Annotated in this window: 30 protein-coding genes; 25 read left to right on the top strand and 5 right to left on the bottom strand. The window is 52.9% G+C overall.

Translation table 11 applies throughout. From position 1 onward, the window contains the following. Positions 1-26 precede the first annotated feature (26 nt). The 19 genes from HUF18_RS18045 to HUF18_RS17955 all read left to right on the top strand — a co-directional run bounded on the left by HUF18_RS18045 (position 27) and on the right by HUF18_RS17955 (position 15245). The gene (locus tag HUF18_RS18045) at positions 27-308 is read left to right on the top strand and encodes a G5P family DNA-binding protein (protein ID WP_225693256.1); all 282 of its coding nucleotides are present in this window, start codon (positions 27-29) and stop codon (positions 306-308) included. 126 nt (positions 309-434) lie between these two features. Beyond that, positions 435-587 carry a major capsid protein gene (locus HUF18_RS18040; protein ID WP_225693254.1) on the top strand — a complete coding sequence of 51 codons (153 nt, stop codon included), beginning with the start codon at positions 435-437 and terminating at the stop codon, positions 585-587. Between the two features lie 82 nt (positions 588-669). Next, complete coding sequence (locus tag HUF18_RS18035; RefSeq protein WP_225693252.1) at positions 670-1749, top strand: hypothetical protein; 1080 nt, start codon at positions 670-672, stop codon at positions 1747-1749. Continuing rightward, positions 1742-2014 carry a DUF2523 domain-containing protein gene (locus tag HUF18_RS18030; RefSeq protein WP_225693250.1) on the top strand — a complete coding sequence of 91 codons (273 nt, stop codon included), beginning with the start codon at positions 1742-1744 and terminating at the stop codon, positions 2012-2014. The genes HUF18_RS18035 and HUF18_RS18030 overlap by 8 nt, the downstream gene beginning before the upstream one ends. 2 nt (positions 2015-2016) lie before the next feature. Next, positions 2017-2937, top strand: a complete 921-nt coding sequence (locus HUF18_RS18025; RefSeq protein WP_225693248.1) for a zonular occludens toxin domain-containing protein — start codon at positions 2017-2019, stop codon at positions 2935-2937. Positions 2938-3065: 128 nt separating this feature from the next. Continuing rightward, positions 3066-3464 (top strand): HNH endonuclease, encoded by a 399-nt coding sequence (locus tag HUF18_RS18020; protein ID WP_225693247.1) that lies wholly within the window; start codon positions 3066-3068, stop codon positions 3462-3464. A 233-nt stretch (positions 3465-3697) separates the two neighbouring features. Beyond that, entirely contained in the window at positions 3698-3922 is a 225-nt protein-coding gene (locus tag HUF18_RS18015; protein WP_225693246.1) for a hypothetical protein, read from the top strand. A 44-nt stretch (positions 3923-3966) separates the two neighbouring features. Continuing rightward, complete coding sequence (locus tag HUF18_RS18010) at positions 3967-4392, top strand: type II toxin-antitoxin system YafO family toxin (protein WP_225693245.1); 426 nt, start codon at positions 3967-3969, stop codon at positions 4390-4392. 515 nt (positions 4393-4907) lie between these two features. Next, complete coding sequence (locus tag HUF18_RS18005) at positions 4908-6488, top strand: AAA family ATPase (RefSeq protein ID WP_225693244.1); 1581 nt, start codon at positions 4908-4910, stop codon at positions 6486-6488. After that, positions 6485-7462 (top strand): hypothetical protein, encoded by a 978-nt coding sequence (locus HUF18_RS18000; RefSeq protein ID WP_225693243.1) that lies wholly within the window; start codon positions 6485-6487, stop codon positions 7460-7462. The genes HUF18_RS18005 and HUF18_RS18000 overlap by 4 nt, the downstream gene beginning before the upstream one ends. Before the next feature lie 155 nt (positions 7463-7617). Continuing rightward, entirely contained in the window at positions 7618-9273 is a 1656-nt protein-coding gene (locus tag HUF18_RS17995; RefSeq protein WP_225693242.1) for a hypothetical protein, read from the top strand. A gap of 31 nt (positions 9274-9304) precedes the next feature. Beyond that, on the top strand, positions 9305-9889 hold the full coding sequence (locus tag HUF18_RS17990; RefSeq protein WP_145466159.1) for a hypothetical protein: 585 nt from the start codon (positions 9305-9307) through the stop codon (positions 9887-9889). Continuing rightward, entirely contained in the window at positions 9886-11232 is a 1347-nt protein-coding gene (locus HUF18_RS17985) for a hypothetical protein (protein ID WP_225693241.1), read from the top strand. Before HUF18_RS17990 ends, HUF18_RS17985 begins: the two co-directional genes overlap by 4 nt. After that, positions 11229-11819, top strand: a complete 591-nt coding sequence (gene pnuC, locus HUF18_RS17980; RefSeq protein WP_225693240.1) for a nicotinamide riboside transporter PnuC — start codon at positions 11229-11231, stop codon at positions 11817-11819. The genes HUF18_RS17985 and pnuC overlap by 4 nt, the downstream gene beginning before the upstream one ends. After that, positions 11806-12876, top strand: a complete 1071-nt coding sequence (locus tag HUF18_RS17975; protein WP_225693238.1) for an AAA family ATPase — start codon at positions 11806-11808, stop codon at positions 12874-12876. Before pnuC ends, HUF18_RS17975 begins: the two co-directional genes overlap by 14 nt. A 270-nt stretch (positions 12877-13146) precedes the next feature. Next, entirely contained in the window at positions 13147-13518 is a 372-nt protein-coding gene (locus HUF18_RS17970) for a hypothetical protein (protein ID WP_225693236.1), read from the top strand. A gap of 106 nt (positions 13519-13624) precedes the next feature. Next, the gene (locus HUF18_RS17965) at positions 13625-13861 is read left to right on the top strand and encodes a hypothetical protein (RefSeq protein ID WP_225693234.1); all 237 of its coding nucleotides are present in this window, start codon (positions 13625-13627) and stop codon (positions 13859-13861) included. Positions 13862-13866: 5 nt separating this feature from the next. Then, positions 13867-14406: a methyl-accepting chemotaxis protein gene (locus HUF18_RS17960; protein WP_274704273.1), complete on the top strand. Its 540-nt coding sequence runs from the start codon at positions 13867-13869 to the stop codon at positions 14404-14406. Positions 14407-14645: 239 nt separating this feature from the next. After that, positions 14646-15245, top strand: coding sequence for an adenylate/guanylate cyclase domain-containing protein (locus HUF18_RS17955; RefSeq protein WP_225693233.1), 600 nt, complete (start codon positions 14646-14648; stop codon positions 15243-15245). Positions 15246-15321: 76 nt separating this feature from the next. Here the strand turns inward: HUF18_RS17955 and efp are convergent, their stop codons facing one another. Both efp and earP read right to left on the bottom strand, forming a co-directional pair. Next, complete coding sequence (gene efp / locus HUF18_RS17950; protein WP_145466170.1) at positions 15322-15888, bottom strand: elongation factor P; 567 nt, start codon at positions 15886-15888, stop codon at positions 15322-15324. Between the two features lie 39 nt (positions 15889-15927). Next, entirely contained in the window at positions 15928-17124 is a 1197-nt protein-coding gene (earP, locus tag HUF18_RS17945; protein ID WP_225693232.1) for an elongation factor P maturation arginine rhamnosyltransferase EarP, read from the bottom strand. 170 nt (positions 17125-17294) lie between these two features. Here earP and HUF18_RS17940 point away from each other — a divergent pair, with 170 nt between their 5' ends. Then, positions 17295-18068, top strand: coding sequence for a transporter substrate-binding domain-containing protein (locus HUF18_RS17940; RefSeq protein WP_225693231.1), 774 nt, complete (start codon positions 17295-17297; stop codon positions 18066-18068). Here the strand turns inward: HUF18_RS17940 and HUF18_RS17935 are convergent. Further along, the gene (locus tag HUF18_RS17935; protein ID WP_225693230.1) at positions 18053-18508 is read right to left on the bottom strand and encodes a hypothetical protein; all 456 of its coding nucleotides are present in this window, start codon (positions 18506-18508) and stop codon (positions 18053-18055) included. The two genes, HUF18_RS17940 and HUF18_RS17935, sit on opposite strands and share 16 nt — an antisense overlap. A gap of 157 nt (positions 18509-18665) precedes the next feature. On the opposite strand from HUF18_RS17935, the gene HUF18_RS17930 reads away from it, so the two are divergent. The 5 genes from HUF18_RS17930 (at position 18666) to HUF18_RS17910 (ending at position 23426) form a co-directional block, all read left to right on the top strand. Beyond that, positions 18666-20228, top strand: a complete 1563-nt coding sequence (locus tag HUF18_RS17930) for a cryptochrome/photolyase family protein (RefSeq protein ID WP_225693229.1) — start codon at positions 18666-18668, stop codon at positions 20226-20228. Between the two features lie 2 nt (positions 20229-20230). Beyond that, entirely contained in the window at positions 20231-20431 is a 201-nt protein-coding gene (locus tag HUF18_RS17925) for a DUF2256 domain-containing protein (RefSeq protein WP_225693228.1), read from the top strand. Further along, positions 20431-21873, top strand: a complete 1443-nt coding sequence (locus HUF18_RS17920; RefSeq protein ID WP_225693226.1) for an FAD-binding domain-containing protein — start codon at positions 20431-20433, stop codon at positions 21871-21873. The genes HUF18_RS17925 and HUF18_RS17920 overlap by 1 nt, the downstream gene beginning before the upstream one ends. Before the next feature lie 97 nt (positions 21874-21970). Next, on the top strand, positions 21971-22900 hold the full coding sequence (locus HUF18_RS17915) for a ZIP family metal transporter (RefSeq protein WP_225693224.1): 930 nt from the start codon (positions 21971-21973) through the stop codon (positions 22898-22900). 49 nt (positions 22901-22949) lie between these two features. Then, entirely contained in the window at positions 22950-23426 is a 477-nt protein-coding gene (locus HUF18_RS17910; RefSeq protein ID WP_145466179.1) for a Dps family protein, read from the top strand. 27 nt (positions 23427-23453) lie between these two features. Here HUF18_RS17910 and HUF18_RS17905 read toward each other — a convergent pair whose 3' ends face one another. Both HUF18_RS17905 and HUF18_RS17900 read right to left on the bottom strand, forming a co-directional pair. Further along, positions 23454-23687, bottom strand: coding sequence for a thioredoxin family protein (locus tag HUF18_RS17905; protein ID WP_225693222.1), 234 nt, complete (start codon positions 23685-23687; stop codon positions 23454-23456). Between the two features lie 32 nt (positions 23688-23719). Next, complete coding sequence (locus tag HUF18_RS17900) at positions 23720-24709, bottom strand: permease (RefSeq protein ID WP_225693220.1); 990 nt, start codon at positions 24707-24709, stop codon at positions 23720-23722. Position 24710 lies beyond the last annotated feature (1 nt).

Here is a 24710-nt window from a genome sequence, read left to right as displayed (position 1 = left end):
ACGCCAACCACTATGAGGTAAAAACCATGTTAAGCATCAGCATCATTGACGGCCATCATCAGGCCCAATCCCGCAATACCAAAAACGGAATCCGTTACTTCCAGGAGGCTTACGCTCACCTGGGCGGTGCTTTTCCTCAACAGATTGAAATCCCACTCCGCAACCCTGCGGATGCCAAACCTATTGGTGAATACACACTCGATGTCAGCACCTTTCAGGTAGGCCGCTTTAAAAACCTCGAACTCAATCCGTTCGAGCTGCGTTTAAAGCCTGCTGAAACGCCTCGCGCGGCTTCAAAGGCCTCATAACGTGTTTCCTGAAGTTGACCCTGCACAAGCCATTGAATTCGTTCAAGCGGTGGGTCTTCTCTGGGCTTCTGCCTGGATAATTGTGCAAATTAAAAAAGCAATCTAACTCTCATTGGAGAACCAAAAATGGAAGAAAATACTGCATCTGCACTGGATCTGACCTCTGTAACTAACACCATCTCTGCATCTGTAGGCGATGTGCAAACAGTTGGTCTGGCAATTCTCGGCGTAGTCGTTGGCATTGCAGCCTTCAAGTGGATTCGTCGCGCAATCGGCTGATATTTCTCGCCTCAGCTTTCTGGGGAAAATCTTAAATCAGAAGGGGCGATCATTCGCCCCATTTTCGAGGGCGGTAAATGGAATGGTTTCTATACATCGGCACTATGCTTGTTGCGTTCTATATTTTATTTCGATAACTACATTCGCAGAGGTAGTTAGCTTTCCAAATACCAACACAATACCCACAACTGATGGCAACACAGCGCGTTTAGCAGGTGTAACCAGCATCAGTAGTAGCAATAAAACTGCAAACGTTGTCATAGATGCTCGTGACCGGTTTGGCAATCCGATCCGGGTATTCAAAACAGCTAACTTTAATCCCGGAAAACTAAGAACTTATGTCACGACCTGCGTCAAGAATCCCGTTTCATGTGCCGCCTCTGCTGCATTAACTTCCGCTTTAATTTATTACGGCTACACACTTACAAGCGATGGCCGCATTGTTCTCCCTGGATCCTCTGGTTCCTATCAGGAATGCTTAGAAAAGCCAGTTGAAGATGTCAACGGTGGTGTTTCTACCGCACTTGGTCCAATTCCCTGTGCCTCCGGGCCGAACTGGGCAGGAAAGTATGTGCTCTACACATTCCAGCCACAGCCTCAGTATCCTGGCTTGCCCTGGAATGAAGATTTACCCAATGGAGTGGTTCGTCTATACGGGATGGTCTACTCCGATTCTCTGGCTGAACTGAAAACCTATTATCAAAACTGGTATGACACGCAACCAGAACAAGAAGCACAGGAACAACCCGTATCCGATGAAGATGTTGCAGCTGCCGCTCTCGCGAACCCCTCCCATTTGCAAATTTCACCAGGTGTATATGGTGATGTTTTTGACCCGATTAGCATTACTGAAACAGCTTCTGATACCGACTTCGGAAATGAGCCACAGGATCCTGACCCTGAACCAACTGAGCCAATGATTGGTATGGATTACGTCGAAGAAAAAACCGTAGATCTATCTGAATACTTTGATTTCGGTGTTGGCTGGTTGCCGAAGACCTGCCCTGCCGATAAAGATCTTCTCACCATTGGTGATAAAACCTTCACATTCGAGTATGGAACGCTCTGCTCATTACTGACGGACTACGCCTCACCCTTCATTCGTTTTGGCGCTGTATTGAGCTTTATTGCAATTATTTTCGGAGGTATTCGTAATGAGTAGTCTGTTTCTCCATTTCACAGCTCTCGTTGCCGGCCACGTAGTCGCAAGGATCTTACTTGCCCTGGGCATATCCTTCGTTACGTTTCAGGGGCTGGATTACATCCTGTCCCAGGTCGTTATGCTGGTGCATGACATGTTCACCGGCTTACCTGGGGATGTTGCTGCATTATTGGGGTTAGCTGACGTCGATCTCGCTATCAATCTGATTGTATCGGGGTACACGGCCCGAATTACGATGATGTCGCTGCGTCAGATGAGGCTCTGATCATGATTCATTTAATTACAGGAATACCAGGCTCAGGTAAGTCTTTACTCGCCGTCGAATTACTCTATGAAAACTCATTATCTGAGAATATCAGGCCCGCTTACTCGAATATCAGCGGACTTGATACCGATGCTCTTCGTTGCTTTGAACTCGAAGATGTTGAACACTGGTATGACCTCCCTGATGGATCTCTGATTGTTATCGACGAATGTCAGCGTTGGTTTCGCCCACGTCCCAATGGATCGGCGGTACCTGACTACATCAGTCGCTTTGAGACCCATCGCCATCAGGGGCTAGATATTATTCTGATTACACAGCACCCTGGACTGATTGATCGCAATATTCGTAAACTGGTTGAGTTGCATCAACACATGTACCGTGCATTCGGTATGAAGCGTCGCACCGTTTTAGAATGGAATACCTGCAACGAAAACCCTGAACCCTCTCACTCCTCATCGGATGCAGCAAAGAAGAAAAAGCCATTTGATAAAAAGCTTTTTCAGTTCTACAAATCTGCAACCGTTCACACTCATAAACTTCGCCTTCCTTGGAAATACATTAGTATAGGAGTGGGTTCGGCTCTTTTCGTTTTGTATTGCATCTACAGCTTATGGCTTTCTATGAACGATAAAATTGATTTAAGCAAAGCGAAACAGTCCCATACTCCGACACACACCGAAGTGGTCACAGATCCCCTACCAGGTAAACAACCCTCCGTGACCAATGATGGCGAACTTCAGTATCGCGGCTTTCAACGAAGCGGCGGCCAACTGACTGTCTTCCTTGAAGATCCAACATCAGGCCAATACTTCACACTCCAAGACTTTGACGGTTACAGACGTCAGGGAGTGGATATTGTCTTTTACATAGCAGACTTCAACTATCGGGTCAGAGACAGAGATTTGTTAGCTCTACTGCCCTGATAGCGGGGCCGACGGGCGCTTGCGCACGTCTGACACGCTATAGGGCAATCAGCCCTCAGTTTCGCAAGCGAAACTCATTAATTTATACCCGCCAGAATAAAACATACGCCCACCGAAGGAGATAATACATGCAAGTCGAAACCTTACTGCATCGCCAGGGCGGTCTTTGCTTCTATTGTCGTAAACCACTGCCGAGGAAAGATGCTTCCATTGAGCACATCATTCCAAGTTCAACAATCGGAGCCGAAGGCTTCAACAATCTGGCTGCCTGCTGCAAATCCATGAATTCACATCTTCAGGGCATTTCACCCAAGCACAAGATCGAACTCCTGTTGAACCACTGGGGCGGCTGCCCCTGCCCTGACCCAACGATAATCAGACCACCGGCTCGAACAATGCCTCCGATGTTCACAAGTTATGATGATCCCGGCTTGCCATACCGAACTGAAAGGAACATCGGTAGTTCTGAGCCCTTAACGCCGCCAGATGAGATACTCGCCCTGACTGACCAGCCCCGCGGCGATTGAGCGCCTACCGGGGGGATGGGGGCGGTAGCGCCCCATGTATAACTAATGGTTTGTGCCCCTAGAAAGTTAGCTCCGAACATCGGAGTAACTTGTGTGGAATCCTCCTTCTAAGTTAGGTAATCTACGCTTATAAAGTTACCAATGTACGAACTTACTAACTTACAGCGTAATTGACTAAAGTTTGTACACCGTGTAGGCTTAAACTTAAGCCTACACCCCAACAGGAATCTAAAATGAGTGCTTTACTCGCAGTTGACAGCTATCAAAACGTGCAAATATCACGTTCGCTGGCTTGTGGGAGCCTTGTAAAGCGTTTACAAGTTAAGAAGCGTTCCCCTGAAGCCCCTTTACTTGCAGGCCCAAAAGCAGCAGAAATGGCTAGAGCTGTTGAGGTTTCGCTGGCTGCAATCCAGAACACTGTTCGTCTTCCAGAAGACTACTGCCCAGACTGGGTATAAATCGAAGACCATTCTCAGAATCAAAGGAAGGAACAAGCTGACGAATGGCCGAGATTGTAGTCCGGGTAACGTACCACGAGCACATTAAAGACATCCCCAATATAAGAAACCTCGCGCTTAGCTTCAAAAGCTATAAAAGCGGTAATGGTCTGCCTGACAACTTTGGCAGGGATGCTGCCTATGATCACCCCGACACCCCTCAAGTAGTTAAAGATAATTTGTGGCACATCCATTTAGCACCGTCTGACAGGCCTTTTAACCGAGGAATCTCTCAAGACAGGAGAACTAACCGTATCGGTGATGCTGAAAGAGATAGAATCCTTGTATATACCAAGGGTTATTATGATGAAAATGCATACATGCTAATGGCAATATTAGAACCAAATGGGCATGAGCTCCAAAGAGATCATTTAAATGTAATGATTCCCTTAGCAGAAAAAGCCGCCGCTGACTTTAGAGACAAATACTGACTACGATGTGACTACATAAGTGAGGTACCACAGGGTGTTAACGGGGTGGAAAAGCCCATGAAATCTATATTTCCGCCCCTTAAAACCTCGTTATACCCCATTGCAACGGGTTCAAATCCCGCCATCTCCACCATACAAATAGAGAAGGCCCGACGCGAAAGCGCCGGGCCTTTTTTACTTGCTGAAGCGGGGATTCTGCACCTGCCACAGTTGGGTTCCAAAAAAGGCTGGACAGCCGTTTTGCACTGCGAAGCAGCCCGAAGGGCGAGGTACATTGATATACCGAGTGCAATCCCCCATAGAACTCGCATCAGGGGCTTTTTATTTTCTTGATTATATTTATGAAATCTAGCAAATGAATAGAACCTGACGAGTCAAACTTGATGATAATTTTTAATTTAAATATCTCGATGCAGCCCCAATAACTCTCCGGCCCAATTGCGAATCTAAGCGAGCTGACGCATCATCCTTGTTTAAAAGAAAATGCGAATACAGTACCGCAAAAGGGATAGTTGATGCCTTTCAAAATTTTCCAACGCGTTTCTGCTGCCCCCACCAATCCGCAACGAGTCACCCAACCGAAGCAGTTTGATGTGGCGGATCTCTATCAGGGCCCTTTGCAATCCGAGTTTGATCCGGCACCAGCTGCCATCGCTCTGGATGAGAAGCTGCGTCAGGCGTATTTCTGGATTGTGAACAGTGCGATCATCAGTCCGCACTACGACATTGAATATAACCTCACTCCACCACAGAGTTTCATTGTCGGTGACAGCAAAAGACGCCTTACACTGCCGTCAGCACAGAGCTATTCAAGTTACGTGTTACTCCCTCTGCTTACCTTCGCTACCCGGCGTAAGTGTTTGTTTGTCGGCGGTCCGGGGCGCGGTAAAACAGCCAGTGCCATTCTCATGGGCGTACTCGCCGGATACCCGGTAAAAGAAGTACGCAGGGCCATGCAGCACGGCCATCCACAAATGACGATCGCGGATCTGCTGGGAAATCCTCTACCCGCGGATCTCGTCGGTGCCCAGCGTATGGAAGACATCCGTATCGCCTGGCGCAACTGGCTGGGCATGCGGGTCAAGATCATCGACGAATATAACCGCATCCCAACCCGCACTCAGAGCGCACTGCTAACGGTCATGGGCGACAACTACGCCGAAGTGCTGAACCATGTTTTCGAATGCCCGGATTCCGCCTGGTATCTAACCGCAAATGACGATCAGGGTGGCGGCACCTATCAGGTAATTGAGGCACTGCGCGACCGTATTGATGTGATAGTACAGGCACTGGCGTTCAATCCACGCTTTCTTGGCGAACTACTGGTGCGAATAGAAGAAGGATTGCGACCAGAAGAAGTGGTTCCGAAAGACATTGTGTTCACTGAAGCCGAAATTGATCAGATGAACGCGGATATTCTTAAGATCGAACTGCCGCCACCGCTGCGCCGCCGTCTGGAGTTTTTCTCCAGTCAGTTTGAATTGTCAGAAGCCGCCGGTGCTCAGTTCGAGTACATGACCAAAGACACTGCCCGATTAGCGGCCATCGATTGGGCACAACTGGTCGCGGCCGATAACGGTCGTGACCGTCTCAAAGACCTCGGCTGCCAGACCCTGAATGGCCTGTCGGTGCGCAATCTGATGACGCTTATTATTTACGCTAAGTCGCTGGCCTATTTCCGCGGCAACACCTCTGTCGAGCTCGAAGATCTGCGTCAGATTCTGCCGTTCGTTTTGAACGACAAATTGACGCCCGACCTGGATGCACCGTTTTTCGCGTTACCTCAAAATGCTGCCTTCCGTTCAGACAGCATAAGCTGGCTACGCCATCTGTTTGATCTCTCCAATGCAGAATTTGAACGTCTGGGCCTGGATCACGATGATCCGGTGCAACAACTTGATCTTGAGTTTTCTGCGGGGTTAGATGGGCTCACTGAAAGTGAGGTCCGGACAAGAATAGGCAGAATCGAGCGACTGGTCGGAGAATGGTGTAAAGGCCGGAAGCTCTATGGCCATATCTACGATGACTTACTCAAACTGAAATATCTGCACCAGCGTTACACCAATTATCTGCATTGGCTGCAGTTGCAACGATGAGTATTTCTACCGAATTTGCTGAACTGCTGCGTGCTGGCAGGCCGCAGTTTAATGCCCGGGTCGCCGAAGCTCGCCACCGCTACCGCGGTTTTAATACCGATGTATTCAGCCTGTTTCTGCAAGAGTGCGTCGATCCGGTGATCGTCAGTATCGACGCGGCAAACCGCGGTGCTTTTGCCAGCTCGGCGTTCGACATTGCGCTGGATCTCGTGGGCCGCGAACTGACAGGCGCTCACCCACGGGGGAAGTTACTTACAGCGTTATGGCAAGACACCCTACCAACCCTGACACCGGCTATGGCTGACCGCCCTTCGAGATTGATCAGCGCCTTGTGCAATGCACTGCTCAATCTCGAAGCTCTGCCCGCTGCCCGCCCTAATCAATGGCTGGAACTACTCAAAAAATACGGTAGTAGCCTTACCGCTCCCGATGATCTGCTGCAACTCGGAGTGCTCGCGGCCTGGCGCGCTGGTGCAGCTCACTTCCGCTTGCCTGCATTACAAGCGGCAGCACGTCTTCCACATATCGGTTGCACGCTGCTTGATTTGGCGCCAGAGCGTGACGTGCAGGAACAACTGCGACTTGCAGAACAGAATCCCTGGCTGATAGCGCGCTCAGACAAGGCTCTTGAGGTAGGCGCGTTCACCGGGCTTGGAGGACAGTTTGCAGAGCCACCCGAAGTACGTGCAACCAACGATGGCTTTATCGTCAAAAGCAGCGACCGTTGTTTCCAGCTGATCGCCGATGGCTTTGGTGCTGTATTGCTACCGGCGACCCTAGCTGAATTTGTCAGTGCCGGACATGCGGCAAGGGAAGGCAGATCACCCAAGCTAAGTGCCAATACTCTGATCTATGCGAATTCTTCGATTGTCATTCCGCTACCTGCCGATGGGTTACAACTGGCCTGGAATGCATACACTGCTGCACTGACTTCGCCCTACAGTTTTTCCATCAGTATCGTGCCCTTATTATGACTGGATCTGCAAAGCCCCTTTCACTGTTGGAACGTTGGCAATCAGCATGGCCGCAGGCTCTGGCCGTCTGGAGTCAATTCACGCGCTTGTCTGATCCTAACCTCTGTCAATCGTCCGTAACTGCAGCCAAAGAAGGATTAACCAGCAGTTTCGCCATGATCCGGCTATCCGATCAGAGTGTGGTCGTCGACCTCGAAGGCATAGAAAGGCTGAAACTGGAAGATTATGCAGTAGAGGTTCTGGCCCACGAAATCGGCCACCATGTATTAGCTCCGGCCAACGCCAGTAATCACTATCGATTGCTGGCACGAATCCGCCAGGGCCTGCCAACACTTGAGCAACACGCGCCAATGGTGGCGAACCTCTATACCGACCTGCTGATCAACGATCGCCTGCAACGACAAAGCGGGCTGCGTATGCACGCCATCTATCAACGCCTGGTCGATCATGACGATCCTATCCGGAGGCCAGGTGTATGGGCCCTCTACCTGCGGATTTACGAAATTTTATGGCAACTTGATCGCGGTGCGCTCGGCGTAATGGTCGAAAACAGTCTGTTCAATACTCATGCGTGGCTGGGAGCGCGTCTGGTGCGGGTGTACGCCAATGACTGGTTGACCGGTGGAGCGCGATTTTCCGCGTTACTGCTGCCCTATCTACATGCGGCAGAGCAGGAAAAAGAAGCGCAGGAAAAAGCTCTTCAACAACTCATGGATACTCAATCAGCAGGTCAGGACTGCGAACCCACGGGTCTGATTGATTTTGACGATGATGAAAAGGTGTCGCAGTTGCACCCGTCGGAAGACCCTCTGATCACAGGCACTGAACCCGATGAACAAGCAGCATCAGACACTCCACGGGATGAACAGATAATTCCCGGCCGGGGACAACGCCGGGAACCGTTCGAATATGGCGAAATTCTGCGTGCAGCAGGCCTGAAGCTCACAGACCATGAACTGGCTGTCCGCTACTACCGCGAAGCCGCTTTACCCTATCTGATCCCATTTCCTAAACGTGCGGCACCACAGACTCTGGAGCCACAGATGGAAGGACTCGATGTATGGGAGATGGGTGACGCTCTGGACGAAATCGACTGGCTACAGAGCCTCAGCTATTCACCACAGCCAGTACCAGGAATCACCACATTAAAACGCCGGTATGGCATGGTGGCGGGTGCAGAACCTGCGACACGCCCAGTGGATCTGGATATCTATGTCGACAGCTCAGGCTCTATGCCAAACCCGCAGCAACGTATTTCTTATATGGCTCTCGCGGGAGCCGTTATCTGCCTGTCAGCTCTACGCAGCGGAGCGCGCGTGCAAGCCACGTTATGGAGCGGCACACACCAGTGTATCTCCACCCTAGGATTCGTTCGTGACGAAGACAGCATTCTGAGTATATTAACCGGCCATTTCGGAGGGGCTACGGCGTTTCCGATTCACAAACTGCGCGACACCTTTGCCCAGCGTGATGTCCAGGATCGCGACTGTCATATCCTGCACATATCCGATGACGGTATCACCACCATGTTTGATCAGGATGAGCGGGGCAACAGCGGTTGGGATATCGCGGCAATGGCTCTGGAAAAGGGCCGTGCCGGCGGCACCATGGCTCTGAACCTGTATCGCGAATGGACAACACAGAACGCCACCTACGCAAACGACCTGCGCAAGGCACGGGATCAGCAAGGTTGGGAGATTTATGCCGTGACAGATCTTGCTCAATTGCTCGAATTTGCCCGTGAATTCTCCCACCGGCACTATGGTCAGCGCTCAGTTACTCTCCCATCAGCCAAATTTAACGCGGAATAATCCCGGTGAACTCAATGACAAGGATTTCAGCGTGAATAACATTGGACCAGATCTGCAACACCTGTTGCGCCGGATATCTGCCACACCAGCAGATTTTCTGGATGATCCGAAGGTGCATGGCCGTGGCGACCTCGCAGTTGCCGCGCTGGTGCACGATATTCTCCGCCAGGTCGGCCATCAGGCCACTGTTGAACAACTGCAGAGATTCATTGGCAGTCATTCAGAAAAGGATCACAACCGACTGAGGTTGGTAGCATTGGCCATCTGGGTACTGAACGATGAGTGGTTTAAGAGCACATTACATGATGCCGATGCACTGCTGTCCCTGCTCGATAAGGCGATACAGCAACTCGCCGATGTCTGTACGGCAACCAAATACATTAATGACAGTGATCGCCGTGAAGAATTTGCGCGTTTCCTTCTGGCGCGTCTCGACTACCGCCCCGCTGGCGAAAGTATTACACAAGCGACAGATCGTCTCAGTGCCCTGAGCACGACTGAGCGCAATCGTCTGCTGCAGGAAAGTCGCGAAGCAGAAGCCCGCGCACGGGCTATCCGTGAAGCTCTCGCAAAGCAGGCGGCTGCAGAATCTGCCGACAAGTGGACACGGGAATGAATTCGTATTTCGACCCGGAACGTTATCCTACTCTGAGCGAAGACGGCGCCCGGATGCTCAAATTTCTTCGCGAACATCCGCAGGCACCAATCTACCGCAATAGTAGCGGCAATAAGCTGACCTCCGACGACCTGAACCTGCTGGCTGACTACGAGCGAAAACTGAATAACAGCAGCGTCGACTGGAATGATCGTCAACTTCCACAATGGCTGAATACATTTGTTGATAACGTGTATCACGACGTCCCATTTTACCGGTCGCAGGGACAAGTGCCCCAATTTACCGACATAACTCCAGTGACCCGAGCGGATTTCAGTCGCGACATTACCGCCTTTGTGCCTGACAGCGCCCCACTCGATCGCATGATCAATTTTCAGACCACAGGCACCAGTGGCAATCCATTATTGTTACCTTCACATCCCCGTATCGCTGCGACATATCTGTGCTTTCATCGCCGGGCACTCCGCCGGTTCGGAATTGAACTAAGCGAAGGACCTGAACAAGTAGGGGTTGTTCTGGTCGGTCATCAACGTCGTTGCTTCACGTATATTTCTGTCACTCCACAATTGGGCGAGTCAGGCCTGGCAAAGATCAATCTGCACCCAGACGACTGGACTAGCCCTTCTGACCGTGAAGCCTATCTTGATGCACTGAACGCTGAAATATATACGGGTGATCCATTGTCCCTGAGCGCGCTGAAAACTTTGCCATTAAGTACCCGTCCGAAGGCGCTCATTTCCGTTGGAATGATGTTATCACAAGGCCTGAAGAATGAATTTGAATCCCATTTCAGCGCCCCCGTGCTCGACATTTATTCGCTGAATGAATCTGGTCCAGTCGCAGTATTTGATGCAAATCTCAATGGACATCTCTTACTCCAGCCGGAATTGTATATCGAAACTCTGGATACTGAAGGTAAACCCGTCCCCCCGGGTCAACGCGGCGAAATTACACTGACCGGTGGATTTAACTTCTGCCTGCCACTACTGCGTTATCGTACTGGCGATTACGCTTCACTCGCCTACTCGCCAGAAGGCCCTTTGCTTACAGGTCTTAGCGGACGTAGTCCGGTGAGATTCCTTACGCAAAGCGGAGATTGGGTCAACAATATCGACATCACTCACGCATTAAAATCACTGCCATTGGCTCAGTTCGGATTGCATCAGGACGCGGACGGCTCACTTTGTTTATCCCTAGCACCGGTCTCTATGCATTACTCAACCGCCAGCCTTGACGCTTTAGCGTCTGTCTTTGGAAACCAGCCGATTTCGGTAAAGTCCATTGGGAGCGAAGACAAAATTATGCAATACACAAGCAACCTTAAAGAAGGAACACTGCAATGAGTGCGCTGGAAATCGCCTGCAATCTGATAACCACCATTTCTATTCTGCTGGCTGGGCGTAACAGCGTACACACATGGTGGACCGGCATTATTGGTTGTGTATTGTTTGGACTACTGTTCTTTCAGGCTCAGCTTTATGCCGATGTAACGCTGCAGATATTTTTTGTTGCCACCAGTGCTTATGGCTGGATGCATTGGCGACGCGGAAATAATGGTCAGGCAAGGCCAGTCACCCGTGCAGGTCTGCGCCATGTTGCACTAATTGCACCGCTTGGTCTGCTTGTCGCCTCGTTATACGCACTAATACTCCACCGTTTCACTGATGCCTATGCACCACTTCTAGATTCACTTGTCCTGACATTCAGCGTTATTGCACAATGGTTACTGATGCAGCGCCGCCTCGAAGCCTGGTGGTTCTGGCTTCTGGTCAACACCATTGCAGTGCCCCTTTTCGCTAGTCGCGAGCTGTATCTCACGTCTTTCCTGTACGCTTGCTATTGGGTGAATGCCATCATCGCATTCTTCTACTGGCGCTCACTGCTCACAAAAGATATAGACGCAACGACATCAGCCAATGCCCCAGCTTAACCAGCAACGCTTTATCAACGGTCTGGTGGTCGGAAAATTCAGTCCTTTGCACTTAGGTCACGAATTTCTGATCACTCAGGCTCAGGCGGAATGTGAAAATCTTTATCTGATTTCGTACAGTGAACCCGAGCTGCCGGAATGCAATCGCTCCCGTCGCGAATCCTGGCTGCGCCAACGCTTCCCAAAACTGCCAATATTGGTTCTGGATCAAAGCGAATTAAAACGCGCCGCCACTAGCCAGGGTATAGACAACCCGCCGGATATCCCTGACAACGATGCCCCTGACAACGACCACCGCTACTTCTGCGGCTGGCTATGTCAGCACCTGTTTAATACTCACATAGACGCAGTATTCACCAGTGAAGATTACGGAGATGGGTTTGCAGCCGAACTCACGAAGTACTTTCGCCAAACAGACCCTCAAGCTCCAGAGACGGTACACCGAAGTGTCGATCGCTATCGACAAAAGATTCCCGTATCCGGAACACAGCTACGCGCTGGCCCGCACAGTTTGAGGCACTTTATGGCACCTGAAGTCTACGCCGATTTTGTAGAACGAATTCTTCTGCTTGGTGGCGAGTCCACGGGTAAGACGACGTTGGCAGAAGCACTGGCTTCGGAGTTAGAGACACAATGGGCACCAGAATATGGTCGGGAGTGCTGGGATGAGCGCAACGGCACACTTATATTCGAAGATATGCTCCATATCGGACAAACTCAGGTCGCTCGTGAACAGGCTCTCGCACAAAAAGCCAATAAATGGCTCGTATGCGATACCAGCCCACTCACCACAGCTCTCTATTCCCAGGTTTTGTTTGACCGCGTAGATCCAGCGTTAGAAGTGCTAGCCACCCGACACTATGACCACGTGTTTCTGTGTGCCGCAGATTTTGACTTTGTTCAGGATGGTACGCGGCAGGATCCGGCGTTCCGCCAACGTCAACAGGAGTGGTACGAGAAAGAACTTAACCGGCGTAACATTGCTTACACGGTTGTGAAAGGTAAGGTTTCAGATCGCGTAGAGTATATATCTAACCAATTAGGGTTTAACAAATAGCATCGATTTTTACAGAAAATACGATATATCCGAAGTTACATATTCCAATTACGACCTAAAATGAAGTCGATGAAAGCGCGCAAGATCATACATCAACGCCATCGACTTTTTAGGGGTGCAACTAGTGTAATGGTCAATTGTTTCCGGTCCCACTCAGGACCAAAGCTGCCAATGTGGCAAGCCCGCAGCGCGGTTTATCCGTAAACCGGGCATCTACGGAAGTTGCTACCAGGATTATCAGTTTTACTACCTGTCAAACGGACAGCTGGTATGAGCGCCCAACGAAAACGGATCATTGCTTCTGCCCTTCCGGCCCAGCCGACGCTGTTTGTGACCATCACGAAAGCGGTCATCGACATGCTTGCCCAACGCGATAACCTGGTCGACAGCCTCAGCTGCCAGATCGTCGCTATGCCAGCGGTACCGGATGAATACGCTTTGCGCACGCTGATCAGCCGCGAATTTGAGACATTTTTTTATGAAAAAGCCGAAATCGCGATTCCGGTACTGGTTTTCGTTGCGCTGACCAGCGTTAAACGCATTACCGCCGGTCTGAATAATCTGGCTGAAGGTGTTATCCGCATCGCCGATCCCGCTACCCCGCTACCCCGCTCTCCTATCACCTGCAGGCACGGGATATGAACGAACTCAGCGCGCTGGGAAATGGCCTGAACCATTTTATGAATCGCATTGAACCCACAGTAAAGGGATTAATGAGGTATCCGACGGACTGAATAACAGCACTTCGGTGCTGAAGAAAAATGCCGACGGTAATTTAACCCACGCAGCAAATCTGAGCTGCATTATGGTGAATGTTACCTCCGCCACCAATGAACTGATCACGGCTTCCAGCGACATCGCCCGGAATGTGCAGGAAGCGCACAATCAGGTTTCCGACGTTGATCGTGATGGTAAAATCCTGAGCAACGATATCCGCGCCCTGAATGGCCAGTTTAATGATCTGACCGGCATTATCGCGACGTAGGCAACTTGAGTGCTCAGGTCGACGGTATTTACGGCATCCTGCAGACCATCCGTGGCATCGCCGAACAAACTAATTTACTGGCGCTTAATGCGGCCATCGAAGCGGCACGGGCCGGAGAACAGGGCCGTGGGTTTGCCGTGGTTGCCGACGAAGTGCGCAACCTGGCCAGCAAAACCCAGAGCAGTACCGGAGAAATCCAGGGACTGATTGAAAACCTGAAACAAAGCGCCAGTCGTTCAATTGAGGCCATGACCAACAGCACCGAGGCCAGCGCATCCATGGCCGTATCCTTTGCCAAAGCCAACGAACAGATTCTGGGATTATTCGGCAGCCTGAACACCGTTAACGATCTGAACTCTGAAATTGCTGCCGCCAGTGAAGAACAAAGCACCGTTATCAGTGGTATTAACCAACACCTGCAGGAAGCCAAAGAAATTGCGGTCTATACCCGCGAAGCCGCCCAATCGACCGGCAGTAAATCGTCGGAGCTGGCGGATATCGCCGACAAATTAAAAACCATGATTCAAAGCTTTCGTCTGAGCTGAAAATCCGGCATTAATGTACGCAGGCTCACCTGCGTACACTAATGCCCGCCAATGCCGATCATCGGTTATTGAACAGAAATCCGCTCCCGTAAAGTCACATCACATACCCTTTCGGTAAAAAGAACGCCGGGGACAGACTCTTCCTGATGTAATAACATACGCGCTGTTATCGCTCACGGAATCCGGCAATAACATGACGGATTAACATCTGGCAAGGGACTAAAAATCAGGAACTCACGATGCGGGTCAATGATCACTCACCGCTGGCAGAATTACTGCAGCAACATCACTTAAGCCATGGTTGCACGGAATCAGCTCAGGCGGTATGGCAGGCCTATGGTACAACCGCGGCGGTATTAATTACCGATATGAGCCGCTTCTCGGCCATCACCAAAGAAAAAGGCATTGTTTATTACCTGACATTAATTCAGCGTATGCAGGATATCGTTGAAGCCGTTACCGCACAGTTTAACGGCACGCTGATTAAATACGTGGCCGACGATGCCTTTGTATTATTTGCCGACAGCGCTTCTGCCCTGAATGCATTGCGCGAAATCCGTCAGCGTCTGAAGCAGGATAATCAGCAATTTCCGCAGCATCACGATATTGAAATTGCCGCAGGTATTGCCTTTGGTGAGCTGCTTAATTTTCACGACCGCGAAATTTTCGGTGACCCGGTTAATGAAGCCAGCAAGCTGGGAGAAGACACCGCCGCTGCATGGGAAATTCTGCTGACCGAAGCGGCCTACCATAATCTGCCGGCCGATATGCGGGTACACGAAAAAATGTGTGACCATGCCTTCGGAAAACTGACGATCCGCACCTATTATATGAGCTGAAAAACAACACCCGTCCTTTTCAGACAGACATAAAAAAAGCTGCCGGAGCAGCTTTTTTTATGCACGCAAAAACCAATCAGTTTTTTGCACGGCCTTTGAATTCACCGGTACGGGTATCGATTTCGATGGCATCACCGATTTCAACGAACGCAGCAACCTGCAGTTCATAACCGTTTTCCAGAGTGGCCATTTTCATCACTTTACCGGAGGTATCACCACGAACCGCAGGCTCGGTGTAAGACACAGTACGGACGATGGTGGTAGGCAGCTCGATGCTGATGGCTTTGCCTTCGTAGAAAACCGCTTCACATACGTCGGTCATACCGTCGGTCATGAAGTTCAGGGTGTCACCCAGGTTTTCTTTTTCCACTTCGATCTGGTTGTACTCTTCATCCATAAACACGTACAGCGGATCTGCGAAGTAAGAGTAGGTTACCTGGCTGCGTTCCAGAATGATGGGTTCCAGCTTGTCATCAGCCTTGAAAACCGGCTCCTGCGACGCACCGGTCAGCAGGTTCTTCAGTTTCATTTTTACAACAGCGGCGTTACGGCCGGATTTGTTGAATTCAGCTTTCAGGACAACCCATGCCTGACCGTTCAGGCTCAGTACCTGACCGGCACGAAATTCGTTAGCAGTTTTCATAGAGAATTACCGGATATCAGTCGTTAAAAATGCGCTGCACTATACCCGATCCGTGGCGTAATGCACGAGATTTGATGCAAGGTCGCCAAGCGCCTGTAGCTGCTGTTGCCAGGCAACAGCATGGGTCTGCCATGCTGGCAGCTGTTGCAGCAGCCCGTGCCAGTGTTCATGCGCCTCAGCGCCTGCTGCCAGCGCACTATCCGGTGCCTGATTCCAGTGCCGGAATGCCCCCACCAGATGCTCCGCCAGCATGCGGTCTGACAGGTTATTGCGGTCACAATACAGGCCAAGAAAAGCCTCCAGTTTATCCAGATGCGCATCCTCTTCCTGGCGGTAGATATGCCACAACATAGGCTTGCCCAGCATCTGCGCACGGACAAAGGATTCCTCTCCGCGCACAAGATTCAGATCACACATGGCCAGCAGCTGGTCGTATTGTGGCTGTGACATAAATGGCAGCAGCGAAATACTCAGTCTGCCGCGCTGATAGGTGTGCCCGGCCTGCGTCGTTTCACCCAGCCAGTCATCCAGCCCCGCCGATACCCGTCCTGCCGGAACCAGCAGGTGTACTGTCTGCGGCCAGGCCTGCAGCGCATCCAGCAAACCGGCCAGGGCCGGATTTTCGTAGGCAAACAGGCTGATCTGCAGCGCACAATCTGCCAGAGCCGGAGCCAAACCAAAGCTGCTCAGAAAAGCCTGACGTGCCGCACCTTCGGCCATCTGGTGTGGCAATAGTGCCAGTTCCGGTTCGCACAACAGGCCGCCGGTCCCCTGAACAAAACCGGGAAAGAAGAAGGTTTTGCTCAGCCCGTGCACCGGCGACTGACTGAGGTGAAAACCGGGAACCCAGTCTTCGGCGCTCAGGTATTCCAGATTAATCCAGCAGGCCGTGCGCTCACGCTGCTGCATGGCTGCGATATAGCTTTGCGGCAACTCACAGGCAAAGGCTTCAATCACCACATCACCGGTCTGCTGCGGGCTGAGCAGTGGAAAATCTTCAGCCCAGTGCCGGATCACAACCCCCTGCTGTTGCTGCTCTGCCAGAGAGCAATCCAGCACCGGGCATAACGCGCGGAAACTGCTCAGGTCATCCACCCAGAGCGTTACCTGCTGACCATGTTGCTGGTGCAGTTGCCGCGCCAGACGCCAGCACACGCCAATATCGCCAAAGTTATCGATCACCCGGCAGAACAGGTGCCAGTGGCGTTGTGAAGTCGGGTCGGGCATCAGGCTCATGCAAGGGTATCCGGCAGGAAAAAGGCCAGCATCATAGAAGGCCACACAGGGCGAGGAAAGTCCGTAAGTACAGACGGTGGCGATTGACGGATTAAAGTCATGCTCAGTTATGAGTCCGGACACATATTTCTGCTAATCTTCTGATACATTGGCTAACAAATAACCAATATATGAATACTGTTTTGCATCTGTGCCTGCTCATACTGAGCTGCCTGACACTGACCGCTGCCGCAGAACCGCTGGCAGGCAATCAGGCGTTCGCGCCGGTATCGGCAAATGCAGCACCGGACACCCTGCTGATCGGCGTAGAAACCACCGACTACGCTCCCTATTACCATATGCAGGATGAGCGCTACAGCGGCATGGCGCGTGATCTGCTGGATGCTTTTCTCGCCGATGCGCACCTGTTAGCCGACTATCACCCGTTACCGGTGCCACGCCTGTTTCTGCAGTTCACTCATAACCAGCTCGACTTCAAATTTCCCGATAATCCGCAGTGGTCAGAAAACCTGAAAGCCGGCCTCACCATTCACTACAGTCAGCCGGTATTCCAGGTCAGTGAAGCCGTAATGATACTCAACGATCACCAGGGACCGGTGCGCAATGTCGGCACCATTATGGGATTTACCACACCGGGCATCAGCTCTGCCCTGAGTCGCGGAGATATCGCCCTGACCGAAGTCACGGGGATGGAGCAGCTGCTGAAAATGCTAGAATCCGGTCGCATCGACGGTATCTACTTCAACGTCCGGGTAGCACAGGAAGCGGCTGCCAGACGCACACAGCCGCTGCAACTGACCATGCTGAAAGACATTGCCCCCTACCGTTATGCTTACCACCTTTCCAGTATCCGTCATCCCCGCTTGATTGAACGCTTCGACCGCTTTATGCGTGAGAACCCGGAAGTGATCCGTGCTATCCGCCAGAGTTATGATCTGCCCTGATGGCTGTCGGCTCCTAGCAGTGGGTCCAGTTCATCATTCAGTTCAAACCCTTCTTCTTTCAGCCAGGCCAGAGCCACATCAACACTGCTGAACGCCCGGCGCTGAAAACCTTGCTCAGAGCCGGTGACCAAATCCTCAAGCTGCAGTTTTTTCAGTAGCGATGGCTGGTACACATGAGCTGCGCGCCGCAGACCATTATCAATACACCAGTGCACCAGCGCCTCAATCACCGGCCCCATTTCCGGCACGCCTAACTGCCACTCATCGAGTAAAACCATATGTCCCCAGGGCGCAGAGGCCAGCCCGGCGGCATGTTCGCGGAAGTGACGGTCAAAGGCTCTGGCCGCTTCTTCATTCCAGCTGCCGGACAAACGGGCAACCAGAATATTACCGTTGGTACTGAGTACAAATTCGCCATGCTGAATACGTGTGTTGAGCATATAAACCCCCGATATGCCGCTGCCCGATAAGCATAGCTGAGCCGCTGCAGCGCCCCTGATGGCCAACAAAAAATAACCTGCAGCGGATGAGTCTCCACTGGCAATACACATAAAAAGCTATACACTAATTGTACATAAACAGATTTTTGTATAACTAATGAAATATCTGGGTCTTATCCTCGCCGATCAACTGAGCTCATCACTGGCCAGTCTGCGCGCACTGAATCCGCAGCGGGACGTGCTGTTAATGGCCGAGGTCGCTGAAGAAGCCACCTACGTTGCCCACCATGTGCAGAAAATTGCCCTGCTGTTCTCGGCTATGCGCCATTTTGCCGAGGAGCTGCGCCGTGCCGGCTGGACCGTAATCTACCGTCCGCTGGATGCACCGGATAATGACCACAGCCTGCTCGATGTCGTTCGCCGAACCCTGCAGGAACAGCAATGCAGTGGCCTGATGCTGACCCGCTGCGGGGAATATCGCCTGCAAACAGCGATGGATAATCAGTGGTCAGCAACCCTTGGCGTCCCGGTAAGCGTATTTGAAGACGACCGTTTTATCTGCCCGCCCGCCGACTTCGCGCACTGGGCTGCCGGCCGCAAACAGCTGCGTATGGAATACTTTTACCGCGATATGCGGCGCAAAACCGGTCTGCTGATGGACGGTGACAAGCCCGTCGGCGGGCAATGGAATTTCGATGCCGATAACCGCGCAGCTTATAAGGGCGAAGTACCGGTACCGGCGCCGCTCAGCTTTAGCCGCGATGCCATTGATGCCGAGGTGCTGGCGCTGGTAAGCACCCGCTTCGCCGGGCCAGACAACCGCCACCCCGGCAAGCTTCAGCCCTTCCGCTGGGCGACTACGAGGAAGCAGGCACTCACTGCTCTGCAGCACTTTATTCAGCACCGCCTGGCGCACTTCGGCCGTTATCAGGACGCTATGGTCAGCCACAACAGCCTGGGCGAACGCGCTGATTTTATGTTTCACAGCCTGCTGTCGCCCTACCTCAACTGCGGCCTGCTGACCCCGCTGGAAGTGTGCAAAGCTGCCGAAGCCGCTTATTACCATGGTCAGGCGCCGCTGGCGGCGGTGGAAGGCTTTATCCGCCAGATCATCGGCTGGCGCGAATACGTGCGCGGTATTTACTGGGCCTTTATGCCGGAGTACGCCGGGCGTAACAGCCAGCACAACGAGCGTGCACTGCCCTGGTTTTACTGGACTGGAAAAACGCAGATGCACTGCATGAGTGAGTGCTTCCGCACCACCTTCGCTAACGCCTACGCGCACCATATTCAGCGCTTAATGGTGACGGGCAATTTCGCCCTGCTGGCCGGAATCCGCCCGCAGGAGATTTGCGACTGGTATCTGGCCGTGTACGCCGACGCCTACGACTGGGTGGAATTACCCAATACGCTGGGCATGATGATGCACGCCGACGGTGGTCTCTTGGGCAGCAAACCCTACTGCGCCTCCGGCAGTTACATTGCCCGCCAGTCAGACTACTGCGGCCACTGCCGCTACAACGTGAAAACCGCCGAACAGCCCGACAGTTGTCCGTTCAACAGCCTGTACTGGCACTTTTTAATCCGCCACCGCGGGCAATTCGCCGCCAATCCACGCATGGCCATGATGTACCGCAGTTACGACCGCATGGCTGCGGCCAAACAACAGGCGATTCTGGCCCGGGCGGAGCACTGTCTGATCCATCTGGAGACTCTGTAACCATGGGCCTGCTGAGTGGCTTCCGTAACCCCCATAACCTGTCGGTCAAAACCTGTGCCCTCTGTGGCCGGCCGTTCTGCTGGCGGCGTAAATGGGCGCGCAGCTGGGACGACGTGAAGTACTGCAGCAAAGGTTGCAAACACAGGGCACAAAAAACACCGGCCAATATATGCGCCGCCGCGTCCGTGGAGGATGAATTCTGATGACGTCCCGCCCCATCAATCTGGTGTGGCTGCGCAACGATCTGCGCCTGCACGACCATCCTGTTTTTCAGCATCTGGCCGCTCAGGGCGAATGCCCGGGTATGGCGGTGGTGTTTATTCTGCCGCAACACTGGCAGCAGCCGACGGCAGAATATCCGGGCCTGACCCGGCTGGGACTGGCCAGGGCCCGCTTCCTGCGCGCCTGTCTGATTGATGTGCAGCGCAGCCTGTATCAGCAGAATATCCGCCTCAGCCTGCTCGGCGGTGACCCGGTCAGCCTGCTGCGTGACTGGTATGCCCAACAGCCGTTTCACCTGCACACCAGCGTCGCCCAGGCGCCGGAAGAAGAACACTGGCTGAATGCCATTGCCGCTTTTGCACCGGTCAGCACCTACGAAACCCAGACGCTGTTCAGCCAGCAACAGCTGGCGGAATTGCTCAGCTCAGAAAACTGGCCCGACAGCTACAGCGCCTTCAGCCGCTGGCTCGATAAGCACGGCTTACCCGGCGCTATAGCCGCGCCGCTGCCGCCCACCATGCTCAGTGCCAATCCCCTCGAAGCACCGCTCAAAGCCGCCGTACAGTGGCCGGATCATCAGCTGCATCAGGTGCCGTCTTGGGCCGGGCGCGTTCCGGCAACGACCTTTCATGGAGGCGAAGACGCCGGATTACGCCATCTTGCAGCCTATCTGGGGCGGGAAAATGCCATTCGTCACTACCGTGATACACGCAACCAGCTCTGCACGGCGCCGCTCAGTCAGGCTGACAACCCTTACGCCGGCAGCCGCTTTGCCAGCCAGCTCAGCCCCTGGCTGGCCTGGGGTGCATTATCGGTGCGTAAGGTATGGGCCGATATTGTGCGCTGGGAGAGTCTGCATGGCGCAAGCGAACACAGTAGCTGGCTGAAAAAAGAACTGCTGTGGCGCGAGTATTTTCACTGGACGCTGCGCCTCAAAGGATCTGCGCTGTTCCGTAACCCCGCACCTCAGCCGTTCGCTGACACACGCTGGCAGGCCTGGTGTGAAGCGCGCACCGGCTATCCGGTGATTGATGCCGGCCTGCGTGAGCTGATCCACACCGGCTTCAGCTCCAACCGTATGCGCCAGTGGCTGGCGAGCTTTTTTATCCATGAACTGAAACTCGACTGGCGCCTTGGCGCACGCTTCTTTGAGCAACACCTGATCGATGCTGATGTCGCCAGTAACTGGGGCAACTGGGCCTATATCGCCGGTTGCGGTCAGGACCCGCGCGGCGGGCGCTGTTTTAACCTCAACAAACAGCTGGAACGGTATGACCCGCACCTCACGCACCTGCGGCAATGGCTGCCGGAACTGAGCAACGTGACCCTGAGCCAGGTGCAGCAACATCAGAGCGGTGGCCCGACGCTGCCTTTGTGGCCAGCAGCAACCTGTGCAGCGCCAGCCGCTCTGATTCATAGCTAAAAACTTATGAACGTATCATTTTAATAAAATAGCTTCTATGAACAGCCACTCTACAATGGGGGATTCAAACAGCAGATTCCGGCTCAGTGAGGTTTTCATGGACATCGGCCAACGCTCCAACAACCAATGGCTGGCGATCTTCCGCCAGCATGCGATTGAGCACCCTTATATCGCCGCAGCGCTGGCGGCGGCACTGGCACTGGTCAGCGTGTTGCTGGTGCAGAGTCTGATTCAGGTACTGACCACCGACAGCAGCCTGTTCGGCCGTTATGCCTTGCTGGGTGGCAGCGCCGGCTTTATCGCCACCGCGCTGGGCGCTTTACCCGCCCTAATGCTGAAAAGAATCCCGCAGGCTGCGGAAGATGCCATGCTCGGCTTTGCCGCCGGAATGATGCTCGCCGCTTCGGCTTTTTCGCTGCTGTTACCCGGCATTGAAGCCGGTACGGAGTTATTGCATAGCGCCACACAGGGCGGACTCATTGTGGTGTTCGGCATGTTTATGGGCGTGGCGCTGATGCTCGGGCTGGATGAATTTACCCCGCATGAGCACGACAAAACCGGCCCCTGCGGCCCGGGCCATGAACGTTGCGGCAGAGCCTGGTTATTTGTGTTCGCCATTGCTCTGCACAATCTGCCGGAAGGCATGGCCGTAGGTGTCAGCTTTGCCCAGGGCGATTTAACCGTGGGTCTGCCACTGGCGACGGCCATCGCCCTGCAGGATATTCCCGAAGGTCTGGCGGTTGCGCTCACACTGCGCGCCGCCGGCTTCAGCCCACTGTTTGCGGTATTGGTTGCCGCGGGCAGCGGTTTGCTGGAACCGGTCGGAGCATTATTGGGCGTAAGCCTGGGCGGCGGGTTATTACTCGCTTATCCGATCGGACTTGGACTGGCCGCTGGTGCTATGTTGTTTGTGGTGTCCCATGAAGTGATTCCGGAAACACACCGCAACGGCCACCAGACCGTCGCCACACTGGGATTAATGACCGGTTTTGCCTTAATGATGATTTTGGATACCACGCTCGGTTAAGAGCGAGGCAAAAAGACTACTTTTATCAAAGCAACCGCAGGAGCAGCTTATGACCACCGTCAATATTGGCATCAGTGCCGAACACCGTGAAGCCATCAGCCAGGGACTCGGCCGCTTACTGGCCGACACCTACACGCTGTACTTAACCACCCATAATTTTCACTGGAACATTACCGGGCCGATGTTCAACAGCCTGCACGCGATGTTTATGACCCAGTACACCGAACTGTGGAACGCCGTCGATCCGATTGCCGAACGCATCCGTTCGCTTGGCCATGTAGCACCGGGTTCCTACGCACAGTTTGCCAAGCTGGCTTCATTACCGGATGCCCCACAGGTGCCGCCTAAAGCCACAGAGATGATCCGTATTCTGGCCGATGGCCACGAAGCCACCGCCCGCACAGCACGCAGCCTGTTTAAACTGGTGGAGGAAGCATCCGACGAACCGACCGCTGATTTATTAACCCAGCGGCTGGCCATTCACGAGCAGACCGCCTGGATGCTGCGCGCCCAGCTGGAAGAATAACCACTCAGGCCCATAAGGCTGGCTGTATTATTGCAGCCAGCTTTCAATATCCTCACGGTGTGGAATCGAGCCGCTGTGTACCAGCTGCTCATCCACCACCACCGCCGGTGTACGCATAACACCATAATTCATCATGGCTTCCGGGCTGGTTTCTTTAATTAATTCAATTTCTATCTGTTTTTCTGCGGCAATAGCGCTGATCGACTGCGCGACTTTTTCGCATTTACTGCATCCTGAACCCAGTACTTTAACGATTTTCATCATGACTCCTTACCGCCATAAAAACGGCTGTGTTACAGATACGGAGTGAGTGCATTCAACACCCAACCCACCAACGTAAATGCCACCAGCAGCATGATAAAAATCAGCGCCAGAAGACGGATTTTCATGACCTGTTTCAGCAGGATAAATTCGGGAAAACTGGCGGCAACCGTGCTCATACAAAACGCCAGCGTAGTACCCACCGGCAGGCCTTTGGTAATCAGACTCTCCATCACCGGAATCACCCCGGTGGCGTTGGAATACAGCGGAATTCCCGCCAGTACCGCGGCCGGCACCGACCACCACTCACCCTGCCCCAGGGTGTCAGACACCCACTGATCCGGCACAAAACCGTGCAGCCCGGCGCCCAGACCGACGCCTAGGATGACCCACTTCCATACGCGGGAAAAAATATCGGTCATTTCTTCTTTGGCAAATTCATGACGCTCTTTCAGAGTCATACTGCCGGTGCTCGCGGTTCCGGTATGACCGGCCTGTTGCGCCTGATTGTAAGCACGGGCAGCAAAAGGCTGCAGCCAGCGTTCGGCTTTTAACAGATGCAATACCAGACCACCGGCTACGCCGACGGCCATGCCGGTAACGATATACAGCAGCGTGAATTTCCAGCCGAGCAGGCTCATCAGCAGCAGTACGGCCACTTCATTAATCAGCGGTGACGTCAGCAGAAATGCCATGGTAATACCCACCGGAATACCGGCAGAAGTAAAGCCGAGAAAAACAGGAATGCTGGAGCAGGAGCAAAACGGCGTAATAGCACCAAAGGCCGAGCCCAGTAATAAGCCCAGCCCGGTATGTTTGCGCGCCAGATAATCGCGCACCCGCTCAACATTCAGCGAGGCTCTGAGCAGGGCGATGATATAAATCATCAGCAGTAACAGGGCAAAGATTTTACTGACGTCTTCAACAAAGAAATGCAGCGCATCGCCCCACTTACTCTGGGCGGACAAGCCCGCTAAATCGAATACCAACCAGTCAGCCAGACGGGTGAAGATTTCTAACATA

This window comes from Thalassolituus sp. ST750PaO-4, from assembly GCF_020320405.1.
Lineage (GTDB): Bacteria > Pseudomonadota > Gammaproteobacteria > Pseudomonadales > Oceanobacteraceae > Venatoribacter > Venatoribacter alkanivorans.
The sequence above is the reverse complement of the archived record's forward strand: the minus strand, read 5'-3'. Positions and strand labels throughout refer to the sequence as shown.